Genomic DNA, 23,581 nt, shown 5'->3' on the forward strand with positions numbered 1-23,581 from the left:
AGGAAAGAGCGGCCCGGGGGAGCGTGTCCGGAGCGGCGGGCCGGTGATCCCGGGGGACGCGCCTAGTGACCTCGCGGCGCGGCGCGGCGAGGCTGTGCCGGAGGCCTCGGTGTCCGGGGCCCGACCGGCCGGTGGCCGTACGGGGGCCGGGCCTGGCCATCGGAAGCCCGGACCTGGCCCTGCCCACCCTGCCCTCCGACCCGCGCCCGGCCCTCCCGGTCCGCCCGCTCCCTTTCCCGTTCGACCGCCCGGGCCATCAGCCGGAGCTTGCGCACCGTCACGATGACCCCGGCGACGAGCGTGCCGCCGTACAGCCAGCCCGCCTGCATGGCGAGAGCGGTGACCAGGGCCATCAGATGCCCGCCGAGGCCGCCCTCGCCCTCGGCGAGCAGCGGCAGACCGCACGCGAAGGCGATCGGCACGACGACGGGGGCGCTCGCCAGGTCACCACGCCGTACCCACACCGCGGTCAACGCGCTGACCAGCAGGAACAGCACCCCGTACAGAACGGGCGACGCGCCGAACACCAGCCGGTCGAGGCAGGCGAGCACGAACATCGACACCCCGCAGAACAACCCGCAGCCCAGGTCGGTGAGGCGTGGGTTCGGCATCCGGCGCACGGCCCGTGCGACGCTCCGCACGGCTTGGACCGGCGGCGGTACGGGCCCGCGCGCGACCGGAGCACGACGCGGCACGCTCGCGCCGGGAACCCGGCCCCCTCTGCCCGCCTGCGGGGGAAGGGGAGATGCGCCGCGCTGCGGCCCGGTCCGAGGGGGATGCGGGGGATGCGTCCTCTGCTGCTGCTCCACTCGACCAACTTAGGTCGGTTAATGTGCCGAATGGGTTCAGAGACACGCCGTTGAGCGGACCTTGGCCAAGCGTTCGATAGGTCGCCGGGCCGGGTGCCGGCACGCCGTAAACTGGGGGATCGGCCGGTCTTCCGGCCGCTGGGGCACGATCCGCCGGACAGGCCTCAGGCCCTGCCGCTCCAGCCCCCCGGCCGCCTGGCCCTCCTACATACGGGAAGTCGCAAACGTGTCGCTCACGATCGGAATCGTCGGTCTGCCCAACGTCGGCAAGTCGACCATGTTCAACGCCCTGACCAAGAACGACGTGCTGGCGGCCAACTACCCGTTCGCCACGATCGAGCCGAACGTCGGCGTGGTCGGTGTCCCGGACGCGCGCCTCGCGAAGCTGGCCGAGATCTTCGGCTCGCAGAAGATCCTTCCGGCGACCGTCGACTTCGTCGACATCGCGGGCATCGTGAAGGGCGCATCGGAGGGCGAGGGTCTGGGCAACAAGTTCCTCGCGAACATCCGTGAGTCCGACGCGATCTGCCAGGTCATCCGCGCCTTCCAGGACGAGAACGTCGTGCACGTCGACGGCAAGGTCTCGCCGAAGGACGACATCGAGACGATCAACACCGAGCTGATCCTCGCGGACCTCCAGACGATCGAGAAGGTCCTGCCGCGCCTCCAGCGGGAGTCGCGCATCAAGAAGGACATCGGGCCGAAGGTCGCCGCCGTCGAGGCCGCCAAGGAGATCCTGGAGAAGGGCGACACCCTCTTCTCGCAGGGCATCGTGCAGGGCTCCGGCAACGAGGAACTCCTCCACGACCTGCACCTGCTCACCACCAAGCCGTTCCTCTACGTCTTCAACGTCGACGAGGACGAGCTGACCGACGAGGACTTCAAGAACGAGCAGCGCGCCCTGGTCGCCCCCGCCGAGGCGATCTTCCTCAACGCCAAGCTGGAGGCGGACCTCGCCGAGCTCGACGAGGAGGAGGCGATGGAGCTCCTGGAGTCGGTGGGCGTCGAGGAGCCCGGCATGGCGACCCTCGCCCGCGTCGGCTTCGACACCCTCGGCCTGCAGACCTACCTCACGGCCGGCCCCAAGGAATCCCGCGCCTGGACCATCAAGAAGGGCGCCACCGCCCCCGAGGCCGCCGGTGTCATCCACACCGACTTCCAGAAGGGCTTCATCAAGGCGGAGGTCATCTCCTTCGCCGACCTCGTGGAAACCGGCTCCGTCGCCGAGGCCCGCGCCAAGGGCAAGGCCCGCATGGAGGGCAAGGACTACGTGATGCAGGACGGGGACGTCGTCGAGTTCCGCTTCAACGTGTAGCGGGTGACCCACAACCACGCCGCTGACCTTGCGAAGTACAGGTCAGCAGGGGCCTGACTCTTCGGGGTCGGGCCCCTGGTTCTCCCGTGGTGGGATGCCTTCGACGACGCGGTACGGGATGGTGGCGGCGGCATGCCGTTCGTGACGGGCGGGCAAGGGCACGGGGAAAGCCGGTGTCCTGCCCGCACGGTCACTCCCCTGCGCCCCAGTCCGCCAGCCGTCCGACGGCGAACGCGACGGCGTCAGCGAAGTCGAACAGGCGGCAGTGGGCATGACCGACCCGGCCGGAGCGCACCGCCCCGGTCGCCTCGAAGGCGGCCCCCACCGCTGCGAACGGGGAGGAGTCCAGGTGCATGTCGGCGCCTTCGGGCGGGGCCGCAAGACGGCTCGGGATGCGGTACTCCGCCAGGTGGAACGCGGTGCACACGTCGAAACCGATACCCATCAACAGCACCCGGGCGTCGAGCTTCTCCAGTCTGCCCAGCGGTGACTCCTCGCCCAGGGAGTGGTCGGAGGTGATGAAGTCCGCCTGGGCGCCCAGCGCCGTGAAGGCACTCCGCGGATGAGCGCTGTGCAGGGCGGCGGGCCGGGCCCGTACCGTCTCGGCCAGGACACCGACGCCGAAGCCCGGTGCGGCGTACGGGGCGGACGAGGGCGTCCGGGCGCGGGCGTCGTCGGGTGTCGGGGTGTACACCACGAGCGTCCCGTTGGGTCCGAGGACTTCCGACAGTGCGCTCACCATGGTCTCCGCGCCGTTGGAGACGGGCCCGACAGTACTCAGGGCGGAGTGCACGAGGACGGTGTCTCCGGCCCGGAGCCCCAGTCCGCGAAGGTCATGGACGAGGTCCGCTCTGCCTCGCAGCGCCCCCGCAGGCGCGGGCCGACGACGCACGGCATCACGCAGCTCCGTCACGAACCGCTCGCCCGCGGGCAGGAGTTCGCCGCTTTCGAGCAGCGTGCGGGCGGCGGTGTCGGTGTGCTCGCGCCAGGTGTCGTACTCGCGTCGGGCGCGCTCGCCTCCCGTCCCGGAGGCGAGTTCGGTGCGCCAGAAGTCCGTCACGCCCAGATGCGCGTAGGTCCCCTGGAGCAGCGCTCCGGCGGGTCGCTGATCGGGCCGCCACGGGGCGTGGTAGCGGGCGTCCGTCGGGGGGCCGTGCAGCGGCAACAGGTCGAGCAGGGCGCCGAGTTGGACGTGCAGAAACTCGTGCACGAGGGTCAGTGCGAGCAGCACCGGGTCGTCCGGGAGGGAGGCGGCGACGGCTCCGAAGGCGCGACGGGCCGCCGAACTCACCTCGGTGCCATCGGGGTTGGGGCGCAGCGGGACCACTGTGGTCAGGCCGGCGGCGATGGTCTGCGCGTGCCAGGGGTGCCGTCGCACGAGCACGGTCCAGGCGGCCCGCAGCGCCTGTGTCCACTCCTGTGCCTGCCCGGCGGTGAGCGGTTCGGTGAGTTCGTGACCGTGCGCCTCACGGAAGGGGCCGCGGTCGGCGAGCCGCAGTTCGAGTGGCGTGCCGTCACAGATGGCGTCGACGCGGTGCCATGCCCGCCGACCTGGATCGGCCGTCAGTTGTTCCAACCACCGCAGATCAGTGGGCAGTCCGCGATCCAGCGCGGTGAGAGCCCGGGTCAGTCCCTCGTCCAGGTAGGGGTGCAGCATGACCTCGTGCCATGCCGCGCGGTCCCGCCGGTTCAGTTCGACCAGGGCGCGGTACGCCGCTTCCGCGGTGGCCTCCTCCGGATGCCCGTCTGCCGCCCGGCGCAGGGCCCGCACCATCAGCATGCGTTTGCTCAGTTGCCCGTTCCGCAACAGGTCCACGGCGGTCGCACCGCCGCGGGCGCGGGCCAGGGCTCTGAAGACGAGGGCGGGCACGGTGTGCGGGACGAGATCCTGGCCGGGGCGTGGTGCGACGCCGGCCCCCTGCCCCGTCGCCGCTCTCATCGGGACGCCTTCCGGCGGGGCGCGGTCAGTGCGGCGACGTCCCGGCGCAGCCGGGCGCCGATGTGGTCGACCAGTACCGCCAGGTCGTCGCAGTACACGGAGGGAGCCGAGAAGACCGGGGTGGCTCCGGGCGAGTATCTGTGGGCGTACAGGCCGCCGCCGCACACGCGGGAGCGGGAGCAGGAGCGGCAGACCGGGCCGAGCCCGCCCAACCCGCGCTGCCGGGCGCGGAAGGCGGGATGCGCGGCGGCGTCGGCGAAGGTGTCGCGGAACACGTGCAACCCGGTCTCGGGCGCCCCGGGGTAGCTCACCTTGAGCGAGTCGGCCTGCTCGATCGCCCCGTCGGTCTCCACGACGACGAGGTCGATGGGAGTGAGACCGACCACCTCGCTGCGGGCGGTACCGCCGAGCAGCAGCACCATGATCTCCTCGAACAGCCGGATGCCGGTCTCCCGGCTCGGGGCGCCGTACCAGCGGTCGAAGACCGTGCGCAGCCAGTCGGCGTACGGGGTGGCACGTGTGGTCGCGCCCGGTGCGGGTGGAGCCGAAGGCGGGGAGGTCCGTGCGGCGAGCCCGGGCGGCGGAGCCTGCCAGGTCCCGTGCGGGAGTAAGAGGTCCAGCCGGGGCGGAGCGAACCGCAGGAGCGCGTCGTATGTCTCCAGCGGGTCGGTGGTGGGGTCGATCACGCACAACAGGCCGGCGAACAGGTGTCGGTGGGCCGGGTTCGTCAGCAGTTCGAGCGCACGGGCGGTGGCGGCGTGACTGCCTCGCCCGTCGGCCCGCCTCCGGTGCCGGTCGTGCCCGGCCGGGGTGCCGTCCAGGCTCACCCCGATCCGGACCCCGTGACGGTCGAGAACGGGGAGCAGCCGCGGGTCCTCGGCGAGCCGGATGCCGTTGGTCTGCAGGGTGAAGCGAGGTGCGGCGATCCCGTCCAGGGCGTCCGTGACCGTCCCGAGGAGTGTTTCCAGGTGCTCCGATCCGACCAGCAGGGGCTCGCCGCCGTGCAGCACCACATGCACCTCGGACAGTCCGTGCTCCGCGGCGTGTTCGGCCATCAGTCGCGCCGCCCGCCGAACCGTCGCCGGAGCCATGCTCCTCGGGCGTTGCCGCCAGCTCTGGTCGGCCGCCTCGTACATGTAGCAGTACGTACAGGCCAGGTTGCACCGGCTGTGGATCTTCAGCAGGAACTGCCGGAAGGGCACGGACTCCGTCCCGCTGTCCGGCGCGGCGGGTGGGGTGTTGGTGGCGGACATCGGCATCGATCGCTCTGGTACGGCGGCGGAGGAAAGAGGCCATCATAGGTACCCCGTAGGCGCCGTGTGGCGCTTGAGGCGGATGACGTCCGCTGATCAGGTAGTCGGTGGTTCAATGTCGGAGTCGAGTCGTTTTCCGGACAGTATCGTCCGGGTCGTGGGGTGTGCCTCGCCCAGCTTGTCACGGGCCCTGCGCGCCGCCTCCGCCTCCAACTGCCCTGCCTCCTCGGTACGGCCGATCGCCCGCAGGCTCAGGCCCAGGTTGGAGGTGATGCTGATGGCGTCGTAGTGGTCGGGGCCCAGCAGGTCGAGGAAGTACCGCCGCGCACGCCGGTCCCACTCGACCGCCTCTTCCAGGTGGCCGGCCAGAGCGAGGTCGTTCGCGTGATTGATCATGCAGCTGAGGTTGTACGGGTGACTCTCCCCGACGATCCGTGACATCTGGTGCAGAGCCTTGTGGGACAGCTCGCGTGCGGAGTCCGTACTGCCCGTCAACCGCCGGTAGACCGAGAGGTTGGTGGCACAGGCCAGCGTGACCGGATGTTCCGCGCCCAGGTAGGTGCTGTAGCGGTCCATCGCACGCTCGGCCAGCTGCCGTGCCCGCTGTGGCTCCCCGAGCGCCGCCAGGTCGCAGGCGAGACCGCAGGCCGCGGCGAGCGTGTCCGTGTGCTCCGTGCCGTGCGCCTCGACGTAACGGGAGTGGATGTCCTCGTCGATCTTTCTCGCCTGTTCGTAGTCACCGGCCCGGCGCAGGGCCACGGCGAGGTTGCGACGCGTCCTCAGCGTCTCCATATGGCTGTCCCCGAGGGTCTGTTCGTACCACTGGACGGTGGTGCGCAGCAGCTCCAGGGCCTCCCTCAGACTCCCCGTCTCACGCAGATCCCGGGCGTAGTTGCTGGCGAACAGCAGGGAGTAGAAGTTGTCCCGGCCGCGCGCCTCGCTCTGCTGCCGGTAGGCGAGTTCGTGGAGATCCAGGGCGGCCCGGCGATCGCCCGCGAGGTACTCCGACATACCGAGGTTGTTGGTGTACATGAGGGTGCGCGGGTGGTCGTCACCCAGTGTCCGCAGGGCTCCGTCGAGGGTCTGGCGGTCGAGTTCCCGGGCTTCCAGGTAGCGGCCCAGCGCGCGTAGGTCGGCGGCGACGTTCCCGGCGGCCGCGAGCGTGTGCGCGTAGTCCGGGCCCTTGGTGCGGTGGAACCGCTCGAAGGTGTCCAGGTCGATCTCGTACGCCTTCTCCAGCCGTCCCCTGGAGCGAAGCACGTTGCCCAGCTGGATGCGCAGCATCAGGGTCTGTGGGTCGTCGGCGCGTCCGATGCCGCAGTCCTGCCAGCGGGCCAGTGTCCGTTCCGCGAGCTCCTGACCGTCGGCGCGCAGGCCGCGTTTCCACAGGTAACGCACGGAATCGGTGACCCACTTGCGCACTTCGGGGTCCGAGCTCTCGGCGGCCAGGCTGGGTCGCAGATGGGGCAGGAGTTCCGCGTAGCGGTCCCAGTCCCCGGGGACGTCGGGGTCGCCCGGGTCCGCGTCCACCAGCGCGGCGTGCACGACACTGCGGGCCTGTGGTTTGCGCGCGTCGTCGACCTGGTCACGGATCACGGCCTGCACCAGCCGGTGCACCGTGAGGGTCGCGCTGCTCTGGTCGCTCTTGGCCAGGCCGAACCGGTTGATCGCGCGCACCAGTTGGGCCACCGCCATCTCGTCGCGCGGCTCCCCCGGAGGCAGGGTCAGCGCCTTGGTGACGGCCTTGCTGTAGAGGAGTCGCAACGGAATGGGGTCGGGTCCGAAGAAGGAGCAGATCTCCAGCATCTCGGCCGCCGCCTGGTTCACCCGGCGCAGTTCGTCCACGGCCAGATGCCAGGTCGCCGCGGCGGAGTGGGGGTAGTCCCGCTCCGGTAACTGGGTCGTCTGCAACACCTCGGTGAGGCGGTCCTTGAGCAGCGCCAGATAGGTGGCCACCGGCATGCTGCTCTCGCTCAGCCAGACCGCGGCCTGGGCGACGGCCAGCGGCAGGTCGCCCAGTTCCCTGGCCACCTCCTCGGCGTCCGAGGCCGTGAGCCCGGTGTTGAGGCGGTGCAGCAGGTCGGTGCTCTCCTGACGCTGGAACACCTCGACCTCGACCAGTCCCGCGTCGTTCACCCAGGTGCGGTCGCGGGAGCTGAGGAGGACATGTCCGCCGGGCGGCCCGGTGGGGAGGAACTCCGCGAGCTGTTCGGGGCGCCCGGCGTTGTCATAGACCAGAAGCCAGCGGTCGAAGGGCTCGCCCCGTCGCAACGCCCTCAGCACCGACTCCGCGGTGCTCGCCATGTTCTCGCCGACCTCCAGGCCGAGGCGCGGCGCGAGGTCGGCGAGGGCCGGGCGGATCAGACCGGGTTGCGCGGCGGTGACCCACCAGACCACGTCATAGGCCGCTTTGAAGCGATGTGCATACTCCTGGGCTATTTGCGTCTTCCCTACCCCGCCCAGCCCGTAGAGGACCTGTGTCGTGTTGCCGGAGGTGAAACCGTTGCGCAGCCGCTCCAGCAGAAAGCCCCGGCCGGTGAAGGAGACGTTCCTGGAAGGAACGCGCTGCACCGCGGGGGACGTACCGGGAAACGGCGGGGCGGGCGAGCCGGGAGTCGGTGCGACGCTGCCCGGGACGCGGGCACGGCGGACCGGGCCGACGACCGACAGCAGCTGGGTCTCCGCCTCCTCGGGGGAGCAGTGGGTGAGATCGGCGGCGAACCGTCCCCTGAAGGGGTCCCGGGCAGTGGTTTCGAACTCCTGTACGCGTACCGCCAGCAGCGACCTGTCGGCGCTCTCATGACCTCTCAGCTGCTTCCAGACGTCCTGGGCGCGCCGCTGCACCATGTACTCGGGGGAAAGCAGGGCGAGCAGCCGCCCGCGCCCCTTCAGGACGGGGGCGACCTCGGGCAGCGTCCCGGTGCCCGGTTCCGCCGTGCTGTGCAGCGAGACCTGGTATCCGATGCCCTCCAGCCGGGCCGCGATCCATTCCGCCCACATCCGGTCGGCCGAGGCGTAGCTGACGTGGATGCGCGGCCACGACGTTCTGGGGTCGAGGTAGGAGGCGCGCATCCGCTGCCGCTCCTCCTCCGGATGAGGGACGAGGGATCGCACCCGGCCCTCGGTGATCCACGCGGTGAGCCGCTCGAAGGCCGCGAGCAGGTTGCCCGGCTGGGAGGGCCGGTCACGGACCGTGGTCGGTATCTCGGCGTAGGCGTAGTACTTCTTGTAGGGGATCTCGACCTCTCCCCAGTACTGGTCGTGCTCCGATTCGACCAGCCAGGACAGGAACGGGCCGAACTCGGCACGAGCCAGGTCCCGGCCCCATTCGAGCAGCTCCTGTTCGCCGTCCTCGACGCGCATGGGGACGGGGAGGATGCGTACGGGGTGGCGCACCTCCGAGGCCACGGACTGCGCGACGTCCAGGCCGCCCTCGATGCTCTGGTGGTTCAGCACGAACCCGTCGACGAGGACGTCCGGCATCAAGGTGGTGCAGATCCCCGAGATGTCGCTGACGCCCGTGCGGCTGTCGATGAGGACGTAGTCGTACGAGGCCTTCATCTCCTCCCGCAGCGCCTGGAGGAAGGAGCCGCCGCCCAGACGTTCGTAGAACGCGCGCCAGTTGAAGCTGGTGACGTCCGCGGAGTACGAGGGGGACATCCGCCCGGCGGGCAGGAAGTCGAGTCGGCCGCCCGCGGGGAAGCGCAGGTCCAGGCCGGTGGTGCGAGGGCCGAGCCGTGCGTGGGAACGCAGTTCCTCGTCACTCATCACGCCGGCCTCGGGGCCCGGTTCCGTTGGCTCCCCGGGGCTTATCACCTGTCCGACGAAGGAGTTCACCATGTTGATCAGACCGTCGGTGTCCCGCAGCTTCGGGTCGAGGAGGAAGGGGCGCAGATACCGGTGCAGCCCGGGGGCCTCGAGGTCCCAGTCGACCAGCAGCACCCGCTTGCCGTTGCTGGCCATGATCCAACCGACGTTGACCAAGGCCATCGTGCGGCCTGTGCCACCTTTGTAGGAGTAGAAGGTGACTATCCTGCCGGTGTCCTGAGCCTCGGCCTCAGCGCTCATCGTCCTGATCCTTCTGCAGGGGCGTACGACCCGGCGACTCGACCGGATCGTCGGTGCTGGAGGGCGGTGTGTACGGGACACTGAGTCCCGGCATGGGCGGTGCCGACGGCCCGGCGGGCAGCCGGCGCGGTACGGCCTTCTCCATGAGACGGTTCTGGGCGACGACCACCATGCGGGCCAGCCGGTCCTCGAACCGTTGTCTTTCGACCTGGACCTGGAACAGCGGATCGTAGGGGTCGTTGCGCCGCATCCAGTTGCGTCTGAAGATCTGCTGAAGGTCGGTCCACAGCTTCTCGTCGACGGATTCCTCGTCCGTCTCGTGACACGGCACGAGCACGCCGGTGACAGGGTGGTTCTGCCGGTCGTAGTCGGACAGCGGAGCGCGGTACCGGCTTTCCCGGGCGGCCCACGCGTCGACCAGCAGCACGGATGTCTGGTTGTTGTTCGTGGCCTCGTCGAGCTTCTCGCCGAGGCCACGGTCGACGACTTCCAGGCTGCTCGTGCACCCCTCGTCGATGATCACGCGCTGAGCCCGGTAGGCCACGGTGGGATGGATCGGCGGGTGGTACGGCGTCCAGTCGAGTGGTGAGGGCCCGTAGTACTCGCACCGCTGCCGGCCCGTGGGTAGGGGGTCGGTGACACCCGCGGCGATGAACACCCGGACGTGACCGGTGTTATGTCTCCCCGGCCCCGCGGGTTCCCGCCCTTCGAAAGGGCTGCGCACGGCCCCCAGGTCGAGGCCCTGCGCGCGGGGCAGCCGAAAGAGATCGGCGACGTGCTGCACCCGCTTCGCGACGAGTTCCAGGACGGTGCGGTAGGCGCGGCCTCCTGGAGCGGAACGCAGCAGCCCCATCAGACCCTGCTCCAGGTACTCCTGACCCATCGGAGGTTCGAAGTACTGGTACTTGCTGATCTCCGGCGGCATCGCATGGTGCAGGGGGACCCACAGGACCGGTATGAGCGCCGGTACCTCTATGTCGGTCTGCTCGCGATACCTGACCAGCCGGGATTCGAAGGCGGCCCATTCCTTGCCGCAGTAGAGACTGTTGACGTAGGCGGGCGAGCACAGGGTCACCAGGGCCCGACAGTGCCCGATCTCGTTGCCGAGCGCGCTCTCCCAGTCCATGCCCAGGCCGAGCCGTTCGATGTCGAGGAACGGCTGCTGTCCGCTGCAGTCCGCACCCAGGCGGCCCAGCTCCGCCAACAGGTCGTCGTAGAAACGACGTACGAAGGCGCTGCCCCGGTCGTCCCGGCGCGCATAGCTCAGGAAGAAGTACGGCTCTCGCTCCAAAACACCCCCCGGCCGTCGTATCCGGCCGCGGGCGTTTCACCGCGCCTATGAGCCGGGATACGTGCGTGGCAACGTGATACCCCACTGGGCGGGGGCTCAACTCACCACGGGGGGGGACGGATCGTAGTTGGCCGAAAGGAGGCGAGGAGGGCTGTCGACGTGTCAGAGAAGCGCCGACGAGAATGCGGCGAAGCTCTCGCCCGACGGGAATCGCACATCGCGGAGCACCGACGCGAGGACCGTGTCCGGCAGATCCTCCAGCGCGTCCATGGGCAGGTCGGTGATGTCCACCAGGTCCGAGACGTACTCGGGGCCGCTCGTCTCTCTCAGCACCTGCGTGCCTTTCTACCTCGCACGCGCCGACTGTGGGGGCGTGCTGGTTGTCCGGTGCCACGCCGGGGCCCGGGGCGACGGGACAGAGCCTAGTCGCAGAGCAGCTCTGTTACGCAGTGGGGAGGCCCGCCAGAGGGAAATTCACACCCTTTGTCGCCGGTGATCGACGCTCGGGCGGGGGTGAAGGCGTGGGCACCTTCGTCGACCGTGCGGGACGTTGTCGCGGTGCCCGACCCCAGGGGGTCGTTCTCCAGCGGCCCCTGTCTTCTCCCTGTCGGGAACGTGCGGGTTCGAGGGTGTCGATCTCTTGGGGTGGGCAGTCCTTGAGCAGGTCGGCACATCAGGCTGGGGAGGGGACCACATGTGGGTGGCATGGGCGATACTCGGCGTGTTCGTCGTGTTCAGCGGTGAGTTCCGTGTGCTGGCGGTCGCCGCCGGAGCGCTCCTGCTGTGGGTCGGGTACAAGCGGAGCAACATGCTGCTGACGGCGGTCGGCGCGGGCTTCCTCGCGCTGATGCTGTACGTGGCGTACTGACGCCGACTCCGGTCGTGCCGTTCACCGGCCCGGCCGGAGTCCCCGGTCCCTCAGCTCCCGGTCAACCCCGTCTTCAACCCCGCGCCGCACAACGGCACCACCGCCGTACGGGTCCCGAGTGCGCCCTCCCGTACGGCCGCCCAGCAGGCCACGCCCGTGGACTCGACGTACAGGCCGCGGGAGGCCAGGTCGCGTTGGGCGTGGCGGAGCTGGTCCTCGGTCACGGTGAGGAAGGCGCCGCCGGAGTCGCGGACGGCGCGGAGGATCTGGCGGGCCCGGGGAGGGTGGGGGATGGCGATGCCCTCGGCGAAGGTGGGGGCCGTCGGGGTGGTCCCGACGAGATCGTCGGCGCCCTCGGTCCAGGCGTGGGCCAGGGGCGCGACGGCGGCGGACTGGACGGCGTAGAGGGCGGGGCGGCGGTCGATGAGGCCCGCCGCGTGCAGTTCGGCGACGGCGAGGGCCGCGCCCAGCAACAGTGTGCCGTTGCCGACAGGGACGACGATCACCTCGGGGAGACGGCCGCCGAGGTCCTCCCACAGTTCGTGGACGTAGGTCTTGGTGCCGTGCAGGAAGTACGGGTTGTAGACGTGCGAGGCGTAGAAGACGCCGTCCGCGTCCGCCGCCTTGCGGGCCACGCGGGCCGTGGCCTCGCGGTCGCCGTCGACGAGGTGAAGCTGCGCGCCGTGCGCCCCGATCTGCTCCAGCTTCTTGTCCGACGTACCGGCCGGGACGTACACGGTGCAGGGCAGCGCGGCCCGTGCGCAGTACGCGGCGACCGCCGTGCCCGCGTTGCCGCTGCTGTCGGCGATCACCCGCCGGGGCCCGAGCCGCAGGGCCAGTTCGGCGAGGAGCACCGCGCCCCGGTCCTTGAAGGAGAGTGTCGGCATCAGGAAGTCGAGCTTGGCCCGGATGCCGTCCCTCAGATCGACCAACGGGGTCCGGCCCTCGCCCAGCGAGATCGTGGGCCCCGCGAGGGGGAGGCATTCCGCGTAGCGCCAGAGAGAGTTCACCCGTCCGGTCAGGGACTTGAGCGGTGCCGGTGTGGGTGCGAAGTCCAGGTCCAGGGGGCCACGGCAGGCCGGGCAGCACCAGGCGAGCGAGGCGGCGGGGACGCGCGTGCCGTCCGTCGGGCAGAAGCGATCCGGCAGAGGGGTCATGAGCGAAGGTTAGTTGGGTCGGTCGGGGCGGCCGGGACGGTCGGTGACGGTGCGTCATGGTGGGACCGGGCGGGCGCTGCGTCCTTGCCTGCGATCCGATCACCCGGGGAGGGCCCCATGCGGTGTCCCGACCCGTTCCGTGTCCCGCCCCGCCCGACGTATCGCCCACGCCCGTCCCCCGCTTACCATGCGCCCAGTCGTACGTCAGTTCCCACCCCGCTCGGCGCAAGGAGCACCCGTACCCGTGACCACACCCCCACCCCTCGGGCCCCCGCCACCCCATGGTGGTGGCCAGTTCCCGCCCCCGGGGCAGCCGCAGGCCGGGGCCGGGCAGCCGTTTGCGTACCAGGTGCCTCCGCAGGTCCCGGGTCAGGCGTGGGGTCGGACCTGGGGGCAGCCGTATCCGGCGTTGCGGCCGGCCCCGCCTGTCAACGGACTCGCGATCGCCGCCCTGGTGCTCGGGGTGCTGTGCTTCCTGCCCGGCGTCGGGCTGCTGCTGGGAGTCGTCGCGCTGGTGCAGATCCGGAGGAAGGGGGAGCGCGGCAAGGGCATGGCGGTGGCCGGAATCGTCCTCTCGACGGTCGGCGCGCTGCTGATGACGCTGGCGTTCACCACGGGAGGCGCGCGCGACGCGTGGGACGGCTTCCGCGACGCGGCGAGCAGCGCGGGTGGCACCTTCTCGGTGGCCAGGGGGGAGTGCTTCGACTCCCCGAGCGGCTCCCTGGAGGAGTACGCGTACGACGTCGACATCGTGCCGTGCGACGGTGAGCACGACGCGGAGGTGTTCGCCGGCTTCTCGATGCCGGACGGCGCCTACCCGGGCGACGACGCGGTCACCGACGCCGCCGACGATGAGTGCTACGCCCGCTCGGAGCTGTACGCGATGGATCCCTGGGCGCTCCCGGCCGACGTCGACGTCTACTACTTCACGCCCTCCCGGCAGAGCTGGCGGTACGGCGACCGTGAGATCACCTGCATGTTCGGCAACGTGGACCCCGAGGGCAGCCTGACGGGGTCGCTGCGGCAGGACGGCACGACCCTCGACGACGACCAGCTCGCCTTCCTGGAGGCCGACGCGATCCTGGACGACGCCTTCGACGGGGTACCCGCCACGGAGTACGTCGAGGACGACCTGACCGGGCACAAGGCGTGGGCGTCGCAGGTGGTCCACGCCCTGGAACAGCAGACGCAGGCGTTGCGCGCGCACGACTGGGAGTCCTCCGCCGCAAAGGCGGTCACCGACTACGCCGAGGCCCTGGACCGGGCGCGCGAGGAGTGGGAGGCGGCGAGCAGAGCGAGTGAGGCCGAGGACTTCACCGACCACTGGGACAAGGCGCACCGGCTGACCGACGGCCCGAAGGCGGTCACCGCACGCGAGGCTCTGGGGCTGGCCACCGAGTCGCCGGTATACGACGACGAGGACTACGACGAGGACAACGGCGAGGGTGACGGCGAGGACGGCTCCGACGCAGAGGTGTGACGCCATCCATAGTGGGGAGAAAGTGCCTGCGTAAAGCCCCCACCGGCCACATGTCATCACATCGAGTGATTCTCTGGCCTTCGCTTGCATGGCCGAACCCACGGTTGCCACGCTGTTGCTGTCTGTACATCCTGATGGGAGCGGCCAGTGACTTTCGGTGAGCAGCCGGCGTACTTGCGTGTCGCGGGTGATCTCCGCAGGAAGATCGTGAACGGTTCGCTGCCGCCGCACACCCGTCTCCCTTCCCAGGCCCGTATCCGTGAGGAGTACGGCGTTTCGGACACGGTCGCGCTGGAGGCCCGCAAGGTGCTCATGGCCGAGGGGCTGGTGGAGGGCCGCTCCGGTTCGGGCACGTATGTGCGAGAGCGGCCGGTGCCGCGTCGGGTCTCCCGCTCCGGGTTCCGGCCCGCGGGCGGTGCCACGCCCTTCCGGCAGGAGCAGGCCGATGCCGAGGCGCGCGGCACCTGGGAGTCGCGCAGCGAGCAGGTAGAGGCGGGCCGGACGGTCGCCGAGCGGCTCGCGATCCAGCCGGGCGACCGTGTGATGTGCACCCGGTACACCTTCCGGGACGCGGGGGAGGCGATGATGCTCTCCACCTCCTGGGAGCCCCTGGCCGTCACCGGCCGCACGCCCGTGATGCTGCCCGAGGAGGGGCCTCTCGGGGGAATGGGCGTCGTCGAGCGCATGGCGGCCATCGACGTCGTCGTCGACAACGTCACCGAGGAGGTCGGCGCCCGCCCCGGCCTCGCCGAGGAGTTGCTCGCCCTCGGTGGCGTCCCCGGACATGTCGTCCTGGTCGTCCACCGCACCTACTTCGCCTCCGGCCGCCCGGTGGAGACGGCGGAGGTGGTGGTCCCGGCGGACCGATACCAGGTGGCGTATCACCTGCCGGTGAAGTGAGCGCCGGGTGTCGCTCGTTCGGGAAACCGCTGAATCCGTGTGTACGGGACGGTGACGCGGGCATGGGTCAAGTGGCCTTTGCCGGGGGGAAGTTGGACTTGTCGGAGCCTTGGGAATTCGTCCGAACGTAGTTCGAATTCGGTCGTTCTTGGCGCCGGGTCACCATGACGCCCGGTAGCGGCCCGTTTCGTACGAACGGCACTGGACCGCTGCTCGTCGGAGCGCTGGGGGGCGCGCGAGGAGTGATCGATGGCGCGTTGTACGGGGTGCGCCCCCCTCGTCTTGGCCGGTTGCGTACCTCTTTGTGAAAAGACGGATTCGCTGCGTGAAGGTTAGGCGTACGCTCGGGCATATGCGGAATGCGGTTTCCTTAGGCGGCGGGGCGCGGCGGCATCCGGGGGCGGGACCTGGGCGAGCCGGGGCGGGAAGGAGCGGTGGGGGTCGATGAACGACGGCACGATCACTCTTCCCTGGCTCGTCATAAGGCAGGACGACAACGGCAATCGCTACCGGGTGGGCAGGTATGCGACGCGTGCCGAGGCGCAGAAGATCGCGGACAGCCTCGACAGCCGCGGCCACAAGCAGCTCTACTGGGTCGAACGCGTCGGGCAGAACGGCCAGAACGGGCAGAGTGGGAGCAACTGATTCACTCCGCCCGGCGTCCGTGTCCGCTCCCGTAGGCTCCCGCGCATGACCGAACCGATCGTGGTGGTGGGAGCCGCTCTGCTGAGTGACGGGCGACTGCTGGCCGCGCGCCGCAGCGCACCGCCTGAGCTGGCCGGACGCTGGGAACTGCCGGGCGGCAAGGTGGAGCCCGGTGAGCCGCCCGAGCAGGCGCTCGTGCGTGAGTTGCGCGAAGAGCTGGGTGTCGAGGCGAAGTCCGCGGAGCGGGTGCCCGGTGAGTGGGTGGTGCGTCCGGGGTATGTGCTGCGGGTCTGGATCGCGCATCTGCTGTCCGGTGAGCCCCGGCCGCTGGAGGATCACGACGAGCTGCGATGGCTCACCGTGGACGAGGTGTGGGATGTCGACTGGCTGGAGCAGGATGTGCCGGCGGTGATGGAGGCGGCGCGGGTGGCTTGGGGTGACGTTGGCTGAGTGGTGGCCGGGGGTGTGATGCGCTGCCGGGTGCGTGGATCTTGCCGCCTCCGCTCCCCCTTGCCCTGCCTCCTGCACCCTCGGCTTCGTCGAGTGGGGGACCCCCGTCCAGGCGTGCTGCCTCCTCGGCCCCGGACTGCCTCTGAGGGGCTGTCGTCCCGGGCTGCGGCGCGCGTTGGGTGTGGCCGGTCGCGCGGGTTCCCCGCGCCCCTGACGGGGTCCGTCGTGGCGGACCCCGCAGTTTCGTCAAGGATGGCCCTTTTCTTGTGCGGCGCGATGCGCCCCCTACGCCGTTCGTGCCACAGTGCGCCCTCGTGCGCGGTACTTCGTGCGGGATATCGGGTATGTGCCCATTAACCCCATGAAACCGGACAGGGCCTGCTTCTGGACTGGGAAGTGATCGGCGTGATCGACAGCGGAGACGACTGCGCCGAGTGGACCTTTCCGGCGGAGCCGGGAGCGGTGCGGGACGCTCGTGCGGTGGTGCGAAGGCAGCTGCGTGAGTGGGAACTCGATGTGCTCGGGGACATCACCGCCCTGTTGGTGAGCGAGCTGGTGACCAACGCGCTGCGACACGCGACGGGACCCATCGGAGTGCGGCTCGTGCGCCCCGCCGGCCCCTCGGGTGCTCTCCTGGTCGAGGTCTCCGACCCTCTGCCCGATCCGCCGCGCGAGCGCGCGGCCGATGTCGACGACGAGAGCGGCCGGGGTCTGCAGTTGGTGGCCTGTTCCTCGCGAGCCTGGGGTACACGCCCCGGGGAGGCGGGCAAGACGGTCTGGTTCGAGCTGGCGGTTCCCGGCTGAGCGGCCTTGCCGACGTACGGGGTGAAGGTCCTGGTGCACGGCGGGAGTCCACGGCGTACGGCCGGGGGAGGGGGCGGCTCCCCGGGGCGTGCGTGCGACCGACTGGTTCAAGCCAGTAGGGCTGGCCGGAGTCTTTGATTCGAGAGGGCATCGCCTGGTTAGAAGACTTGGGAGTATGTTCCGGCCGGTCCAAAAACGATCGGGACCGTGCTGTGATCGTGAACACCGTGTTGTGCGGCGCCGTAGTGCTGGATACTGCGGGCAGCCGCCCCTGGTGACCGAAGCCGGACGCGGTGAGCTGGAGGGGACGGTTCGCGTGAGCGAGATACCAGCGAAGGCCACGGAGTCCACGGGTTCCAAGGACCCGTCGGACCGCGCGAGGCCCGAGGCCGTGGACGATTCCGGCCTGGGCGGAGCCACTCGCGACAGCGGGGCCGCACGCGACGAAACGGGTGACGGTCCGACGGACGGTCCGTGCGTGGGCTGCGAGTCCGAGGGGCGGACGTCCGGCGCGCGTGTCCGTGAGGCAGGCGGTTCCGACGGTGGCGCAAGTGTCATGGGTGGTCACGGGACCGGTGACTCGATGTGGCAGACCAGCCCGCCGGGGTCCATGTACGAATACATCAAGGTCGCTTCGTTCTCGATCGGTCCTGACGGGCTCGTCGACCAGTGGAGTCTGCGCGCCGAGCAGTTGTTCGGGATATCGGCCAAGCGGGCCGTGGGGATGGACCCCGTCGAGGCGTTCATCGACCCCGATCGGCGTGAAGAGGGCCAGCGGAAAATGGCCGAGGTCCTCGACGGCCGGGAGTGGACCGGAGTGGTCCCCTTCCGTGTGCCGGGTCCCGAAGGGGTGGAGGGGCTCGCCGAGGTCTATGTGATGCCCACCACCGTGGAGGGCGGCGAACGGGCCGCCGTGTGCATCGTCGTGGACGTCCGGACCCTGCGCCGGATAGAGACCGACCTTGCTGCTTCGCAGGCGATTTTCGGCCAATCCCCGTTCGGGTTCCTTCTGATAGACACCGATCTTCGGGTAAGGCGCGCCAACCATCGCTTCGCCTCCATCTACGGTGGCGAGGCCGACGACCACCGCGGCCGGGGCGTCCATGACTATCTGCAGTCCCCGGAGGCCGAGCGGGTCGAGGCGACCCTGCGCCGGGTGCTGGAGACCGGCGACTCGATCACGGACATGCACATCACGGGCTTCGTGCCCGGTTCCGAAGAGCGTCGCCACTGGTCCATCAACCTCTTCCGCGTGCACAGCGGCACCGGTCGTCCCATCGGCATCGCCTGGCTCGCCACCGACATCACGGCCCGCCGCTCCGCCGCCCGTGAAGCGGCCGCCGCCCGGCGGAATCTCGCCCTCCTCAACGAGGCCGGGACGCGCATCGGCAACTCCCTCGACCTGGAGACCACCGCCCGCGAACTCCTCGCCGTCGTCGTCCCCGGCTTCTGCGACCTCGCCACCGTCGACCTCTACCAGGGCCTCCTGATGGGGGACGAGACCCCGCCCGGACTCGCCGACGGCAGCGCCGAACTGCGCCGGGTCGCTTTCGCCAGCGCCGTCTCCGACGCGCCCTTCGTCGGCGGCCCCGCCCCCGTGGACGTCGGCGCGGTCCACCACTACCCGTTCAACTCGCCCTGCGCGGACGCCCTGCGTACCGCCCGCCCCCAGCAGGTGCCCGAGGACGGCGGTCTCATCCAGTCGACGCTCGCCGTACCGATGGTCGCGCACGACACCGTCGTCGGACTCGTGCAGTTCTCCCGCACGAAGGGCAGCGAACCGTTCGGCGAACGCGACCGGGGCCTCGCCGTCGAACTGGCCGCACGCGCCGCCGTCTGTATCGACAACGCGCGCCTCTACCGCCGTGAACACGAGCGCGCCCTCATCCTGCAGCGCTCCCTGCTCCCGCCGGGCGACCCCGAGGCCTCCGGGCTCGACATCGCCTGCCGCTATCTGCCGGGCAACGCGGCCACCGAGGTCGGCGGCGACTGGTTCGACGTCATCGAACTCCCCGGCCACCGCACGGCACTCGTCGTCGGCGACGTGATGGGCCGCGGACTGCGGGCAGCGGTGGCGATGGGTGAACTACGCACGGCCGTTCGCACGTTGGCCCTGCTGGACCTCGAACCCGCCGAGGTCCTCTCGGCGCTCGACGAGATCGCCCGTGGCCTCGGCACCCCAGGCGGTGGCCAGTCGGCCTCCCGCACCTCCTCCAGCCGCCCCCGCGACAAGGACCTGGCCGAGGTCTATCTCGCCACCTGCGTCTACGCCGTCTACGACTCGGTGACCCGCCGCTGCACCTTCGCCAACGCGGGTCACCTGCCCCCGGTGCTGGTCGAGCCGGGCGAGAGCGCGCTGATGCTCGACGTGCCCCCCGGTATGCCGCTCGGCGTCGGCGGCGAGCCGTTCGAGGAGGTGGAGGTCGAACTGCCCGAAGGCGCACTGTTGGCGCTCTACACGGATGGACTGGTCGAATCCCGCGACCATCCCCTCGACGAGGGCCTCCAGGCGTTCGTCGGCGCCCTCACGGACCCCACCCAGCCGCCGACCGGGCTGCGCGCCGGCCCGCCCCGGTCGCTGGAGGACGTCTGCGACCACGTCCTCAGCACCCTCGACACCCACCACGGCGAGGACGACATCGCGCTGCTGATGGCCCGTGTCCAGGGGCTGCCGGAGGACTCCGTCGGCGACTGGACCCTGCCGCGTGAGCCGCGCAGCGTGGGCCGCGCCCGCGAGTACGCCCGCGGCCGGTTGCAGGCCTGGGACCTGGAGCCCCTCATCGACACGGCGGAACTGCTGGTCAGCGAGCTGGTCACCAATGCCCTGCGGTACGGCGAGGGTGAGATACGGCTCCGGCTCCTCCTCGACAGAACGCTCGTCTGCGAGGTGTGGGACGCGGGCCTTGTACAGCCGCGTCGGCGCCGGGCCCGTGACACGGACGAGGGTGGGCGTGGGCTCCAGCTGGTCGGCCTGCTGTCCGCCGCCTGGGGGTCGCGCCGGACGCCTCGCGGCAAGACGGTGTGGTTCGAACTGCCGCTGCCGGGTGGGGAGCACGGCCTGACGGATCCGGCGGAGGCGTTGCTGAGCCTGTTCTAGGGCGGGGTCCTACCCGTGTTGCTCAGAACTGGCCGCCTGCCGTTCTGCGGGCGCGGGTCGCCGTTCCGCCGTAGCAGGCGGGGCCCCGTAGGTCGGCCCGGCCGTCGCCGTCGGGGGGCTCGCCGAGGATGATGCCGCCCAGCAGGGCGCCGGCCAGGCCGTCGCCGACGGGGCCGCCGTACGGGTTGCCGTACGCCCGGACGTCCTGCTCGGCCAGGTGCCGGGCCTCCTGGGCGAGGGCGTGGGCCCGTTGGGCGTGCCGGGTGTTCTCGGCGGTCCCGTCACTCTCGTTCTGCTCGCCTGAATCCGCCGGTATCGCCTGCGCCAGGTGCCGCTCAGCCTCCCACAGTCGGGTCCTGGCCGTCGCCCCCACCGCTCCCCGGTGCGTGGTGAGGAAATCGGCTGCCGCGGCGACCGCGCTGCGGGCCGGCAGGAGCCAGTGGCCCTGTCGGCGGAGGACGTCGAGCGGGTCGTCGTACGAGCCGGTGCGGAGGGCACCCTGCTCGACGGTCCCGGCAGCGTGCGCCAGCTCGGCGGCGAGCCGCTCCACCCCGGTCACGAACATGTCCGCCTGGTCGATCGCGCCCTCGGCGGCCCGTAGGTGTACGGCCGCGGTGTGCAGGTCGCCCGGGTAGGCGGCCTGGCGGGCGCGGTTCAGCTCGCTGGTGGCGAAGACCAGGCGGTCCTTGGCCTGTTCGACGTGGCCGGTGACGGGGAGGGAGGCGGCCGGGGCGTAGCCGTCGCGGAGCGCGGTGAGGGTGGTGGTCGCGGTCGCCGTACGGCCGGTCAGCTCGCGGAAGCGGGACTCCGCGCACTCCAGGGCCGGGGTGATGTCCCTCTCCAGGGCGCGGAGTTGATCGAAGGCGGGCGTCGCCGTGTCCAGCCGCCGCTGTGCGGTCGTGCACCGGACGAGGATCTCCGCCAGCAGCGCGCGTTCCTCGTCGGGCGACAGGGCGTCACGCTCCTCCTCCCACCGCAGAGCCGCTCGACAGGCCCCCACCAGCTCCCCCCGCGCATCCGCCAACGCCTCCACGAACGGCTGCACCGCGTCCCGAGCGGCGGGTGTCTCCGCAAAGGCCATGGCCGGGTCGAGCACGACCGCGCCCTCCACGAGCGGCCCGCCCGATTCAGCCCCCGGCGACTTCTCCGGGTGCGGCTGGGGGCCACTGGGGTCGGCGGGGTCGGCTGTGGGTGGTTCGGGTCCGTCGTGGCCGACCGGGCTTTCCCCCTGCGGCTCCGCTTCGTCACGAGCTCCCGCCTTCTCCGGGTGCGGCTGGGGGGTGCTGTCACTGGCGGGGCTGGCGGGGTCGGCGGGGTCGGTGGTGGATGGTTCGGTTTCCGCAGGGCTCGCCGGGCTTTCCTCGTGCGGCCCGGCGTCTTCGCGGTCCGTCGGCCCTTCCACCGGCGGCTCGGCGGCACCACGGCCCGGCCGGGCCGCCGCGAAGCGGAGTTCCTCCGTGCTGGTGCGGACGCTGTCGTCGGTCTCGACGAGGAGCCGCTGGGCCCGGCGGTGGAGGTCGGGCAGCGGCGTGGTCGGCGGTTCGAAGGTGCCGGTCGGGGTCGTGCGCAGCTGGGCGCGGCGCCGACGTCGTACGAGTGAGTACGCGGCCACGGCGACAGCCGTACCCGCGGCGGCCACCGGCAGGATCAGATCCGTCCCGGAGCCCTCGCCGTCGGCCGGAGCGGCCACGCCGACCGGGGGAGCCACGAACCACGCGCCGACGGCCGGAGTCTCGGGCAGCCCGCCGATGGCCGGGACCGTGGACCGTCCGGGGCCGACCGGGCCCGTGGGTCGACCGCCCACCGGCGGGACCACGAGCGGCTCGTCCGGGGCCGGAACCCTGAACAGCTCACCGCCGACCGGAGTCACGGGCCGCACGCCGACGGACAGCTGGTCGGCGTGCCGCTCGGTGGCCTGGCTCTCGGCCGGCTCCGTTGTCGTGGGCAGCAGGAGCCAGGCCATGGCTGCCAGCCCGCCGAACGCGGTGTGGGCCACACGCACGGCTATGTGCGACGTGGCGCCTCGCGCTCGGCTCCTTCTCAGACGCGACGTCACATTTGGGAGCGTATGGCCGGTGTCGCGCGGTCGCGAGTGGGGTGGGGCGGAGTGGGGGAGCCGGAGGCTGGTCCCGGTGGCGGGGGCATGCCATGATCGCCTCGTTCGCAAGGGGGAGGCAGGGGCATGCTGACGACCGTCGGGATCGGGTTCCTCGCGGTGGCCATGGTGGCCACGACCGTGTTCGGTGTCGTCGCGGTCCGTACGGAGTGGATGTTGCCGTGGCTGCGGCGCAGCACGCTGCGGCCGGTGCTGTGGGGCTGGGCCACGCTCAGCGGCAGTGCGGGGCTGGGCCTGTGGTGCGTCGCCATGGCGACCGAACGCGCGGACGCGTTCGGTCTCCCGGGCCTGATCCTCATCGTCACCAACACGGTGCTGTCGTACCTCGCGACCCGCCCCGGCCGCGTCACCGCCCCGTGACGGCCCCGCGCCCCGTGACGGCCCTGCACGTTGTGAGGGCCCCGTGCTCCGTGACGGCCCTGCACGTTGTGAGGGCCCCGTGCTCCGTGACGGCCCTGCACGTCGGGACCGCCCCGCGCCCCGTGACGGCCTCGCACGTCGGGACCGCCCCGCGCCCCGTGACGGCCTCGCACGTCGGGACCGCCCCGCGCCCCGTGACCGCCCCGCGCAGGCCCTCACCCAGTTGAGGAACGCCTCCTGATCTTCGAGCCCAGCCACACCAGTGGGTCGTACTTGCGGTCGACAGCACGTTCCTTGAGCGGGATCAGCGCGTTGTCCGTGATCTTGATGCCTTCGGGGCAGACCTCGGTGCAGCACTTGGTGATGTTGCAGTAGCCGAGGCCGTGTTCGTCCTGGGCCGTCTTCTTGCGGTCCAGGCCGGCGTCCTCCGCCGCGTCCAGCGGGTGCATGTCCAGTTCCGCGACGCGCATCAGGAAGCGCGGACCGGCGAAGGCCGGCTTGTTCTCCTCGTGGTCGCGGACGACATGGCAGGTGTCCTGGCAGAGGAAGCACTCGATGCACTTCCGGAACTCCTGCGGGCGGTCCACGTCCTCCTGCATCATCCGGTACTCGCCGGGGCCGAGCTTCTCGGGCGGCACGAAGGCCGGGACCTCACGCGCCTTGGCGTAGTTGAAGTTGACGTCCGTGACCAGGTCGCGGACGACCGGGAAGGCCCGCAGCGGGGTGACGGTGATCGTCTCGTCCCGCTCGAACACCGACATCCGGGTCATGCACATCAGCCGGGGACGGCCGTTGATCTCCGCGGAACACGAACCGCACTTGCCCGCCTTGCAGTTCCAGCGGACGGCGAGGTCGGGGGCCTGGGTCGCCTGGAGGCGGTGGACGATGTCGAGGACCACCTCGCCCTCGTTCACCTCGACCTTGAAATCCTCCAGGCCACCGCCCCGCGCATCGCCCCGCCACACCTTGAAGCGGGCCTCGTAGCCGCTCATGACCCCGTCTCCATGACCGTTCATGACCGCGGCTCCT

The 23,581-nt window shown here is 70.9% G+C and carries 18 protein-coding genes; 9 read left to right on the top strand and 9 right to left on the bottom strand.

Annotation, left to right across the window (positions count from 1 at the left end):
• Positions 1-62: 62 nt before the first annotated feature.
• Entirely contained in the window at positions 63-611 is a 549-nt protein-coding gene (locus OG858_RS29865; protein ID WP_319066473.1) for a DUF6542 domain-containing protein, read from the bottom strand.
• 424 nt (positions 612-1,035) lie between these two features.
• Here OG858_RS29865 and ychF point away from each other — a divergent pair, with 424 nt between their 5' ends.
• Positions 1,036-2,124 (top strand): redox-regulated ATPase YchF, encoded by a 1,089-nt coding sequence (gene ychF / locus OG858_RS29870; protein ID WP_319066474.1) that lies wholly within the window; start codon positions 1,036-1,038, stop codon positions 2,122-2,124.
• Between the two features lie 190 nt (positions 2,125-2,314).
• On the opposite strand, the gene OG858_RS29875 is transcribed toward ychF, so the two are convergent.
• The 5 genes from OG858_RS29875 to fxsA form a co-directional block, all read right to left on the bottom strand.
• Positions 2,315-4,063: an AAC(3) family N-acetyltransferase gene (locus OG858_RS29875; protein WP_328544251.1), complete on the bottom strand. Its 1,749-nt coding sequence runs from the start codon at positions 4,061-4,063 to the stop codon at positions 2,315-2,317.
• Positions 4,060-5,322, bottom strand: coding sequence for an FxsB family cyclophane-forming radical SAM/SPASM peptide maturase (locus tag OG858_RS29880; RefSeq protein ID WP_319262945.1), 1,263 nt, complete (start codon positions 5,320-5,322; stop codon positions 4,060-4,062). The genes OG858_RS29875 and OG858_RS29880 overlap by 4 nt, the downstream gene beginning before the upstream one ends.
• Before the next feature lie 90 nt (positions 5,323-5,412).
• Positions 5,413-9,384 (bottom strand): FxSxx-COOH system tetratricopeptide repeat protein, encoded by a 3,972-nt coding sequence (fxsT, locus tag OG858_RS29885; RefSeq protein ID WP_319066478.1) that lies wholly within the window; start codon positions 9,382-9,384, stop codon positions 5,413-5,415.
• Entirely contained in the window at positions 9,374-10,675 is a 1,302-nt protein-coding gene (locus OG858_RS29890) for a TIR-like protein FxsC (protein WP_319262943.1), read from the bottom strand. Before OG858_RS29890 ends, fxsT begins: the two co-directional genes overlap by 11 nt.
• A gap of 162 nt (positions 10,676-10,837) precedes the next feature.
• Positions 10,838-11,008 (bottom strand): FxSxx-COOH cyclophane-containing RiPP peptide, encoded by a 171-nt coding sequence (gene fxsA, locus OG858_RS29895; protein ID WP_319066480.1) that lies wholly within the window; start codon positions 11,006-11,008, stop codon positions 10,838-10,840.
• A gap of 361 nt (positions 11,009-11,369) precedes the next feature.
• Here fxsA and OG858_RS29900 point away from each other — a divergent pair, with 361 nt between their 5' ends.
• On the top strand, positions 11,370-11,543 hold the full coding sequence (locus OG858_RS29900) for a hypothetical protein (protein ID WP_199923910.1): 174 nt from the start codon (positions 11,370-11,372) through the stop codon (positions 11,541-11,543).
• Positions 11,544-11,593: 50 nt separating this feature from the next.
• On the opposite strand, the gene OG858_RS29905 is transcribed toward OG858_RS29900, so the two are convergent.
• The gene (locus OG858_RS29905; RefSeq protein ID WP_327724834.1) at positions 11,594-12,700 is read right to left on the bottom strand and encodes a threonine synthase; all 1,107 of its coding nucleotides are present in this window, start codon (positions 12,698-12,700) and stop codon (positions 11,594-11,596) included.
• A 244-nt stretch (positions 12,701-12,944) separates the two neighbouring features.
• Between OG858_RS29905 and OG858_RS29910 the strand changes: the two genes are divergently transcribed.
• From OG858_RS29910 to OG858_RS29935, 6 genes are all read left to right on the top strand, one after another.
• The gene (locus tag OG858_RS29910; RefSeq protein ID WP_327724835.1) at positions 12,945-14,180 is read left to right on the top strand and encodes a DUF4190 domain-containing protein; all 1,236 of its coding nucleotides are present in this window, start codon (positions 12,945-12,947) and stop codon (positions 14,178-14,180) included.
• A gap of 147 nt (positions 14,181-14,327) precedes the next feature.
• Positions 14,328-15,080 carry a GntR family transcriptional regulator gene (locus OG858_RS29915; protein ID WP_037694825.1) on the top strand — a complete coding sequence of 251 codons (753 nt, stop codon included), beginning with the start codon at positions 14,328-14,330 and terminating at the stop codon, positions 15,078-15,080.
• Between the two features lie 444 nt (positions 15,081-15,524).
• Positions 15,525-15,725: an SPOR domain-containing protein gene (locus OG858_RS29920; protein WP_319066485.1), complete on the top strand. Its 201-nt coding sequence runs from the start codon at positions 15,525-15,527 to the stop codon at positions 15,723-15,725.
• 45 nt (positions 15,726-15,770) lie between these two features.
• A complete protein-coding gene (locus OG858_RS29925; protein ID WP_319066486.1) occupies positions 15,771-16,175 on the top strand; it encodes a (deoxy)nucleoside triphosphate pyrophosphohydrolase in 405 nt (134 codons plus the stop codon).
• A 396-nt stretch (positions 16,176-16,571) separates the two neighbouring features.
• Positions 16,572-16,979 carry an ATP-binding protein gene (locus OG858_RS29930; RefSeq protein ID WP_037694833.1) on the top strand — a complete coding sequence of 136 codons (408 nt, stop codon included), beginning with the start codon at positions 16,572-16,574 and terminating at the stop codon, positions 16,977-16,979.
• Between the two features lie 316 nt (positions 16,980-17,295).
• Positions 17,296-20,076: a SpoIIE family protein phosphatase gene (locus OG858_RS29935; protein WP_406198772.1), complete on the top strand. Its 2,781-nt coding sequence runs from the start codon at positions 17,296-17,298 to the stop codon at positions 20,074-20,076.
• Positions 20,077-20,098: 22 nt separating this feature from the next.
• Here OG858_RS29935 and OG858_RS29940 read toward each other — a convergent pair whose 3' ends face one another.
• Entirely contained in the window at positions 20,099-22,072 is a 1,974-nt protein-coding gene (locus OG858_RS29940) for a hypothetical protein (protein ID WP_328544250.1), read from the bottom strand.
• A gap of 186 nt (positions 22,073-22,258) precedes the next feature.
• On the opposite strand from OG858_RS29940, the gene OG858_RS29945 reads away from it, so the two are divergent.
• Positions 22,259-22,552, top strand: coding sequence for a hypothetical protein (locus OG858_RS29945; RefSeq protein ID WP_327724837.1), 294 nt, complete (start codon positions 22,259-22,261; stop codon positions 22,550-22,552).
• Between the two features lie 215 nt (positions 22,553-22,767).
• Here the strand turns inward: OG858_RS29945 and OG858_RS29950 are convergent, their stop codons facing one another.
• Entirely contained in the window at positions 22,768-23,544 is a 777-nt protein-coding gene (locus tag OG858_RS29950) for a succinate dehydrogenase/fumarate reductase iron-sulfur subunit (RefSeq protein WP_086753107.1), read from the bottom strand.
• Between the last annotated feature and the right edge of the window lie 37 nt (positions 23,545-23,581).

This window comes from Streptomyces europaeiscabiei (assembly GCF_036346855.1).
Classification (GTDB): Bacteria; Actinomycetota; Actinomycetes; order Streptomycetales; family Streptomycetaceae; genus Streptomyces; species Streptomyces europaeiscabiei.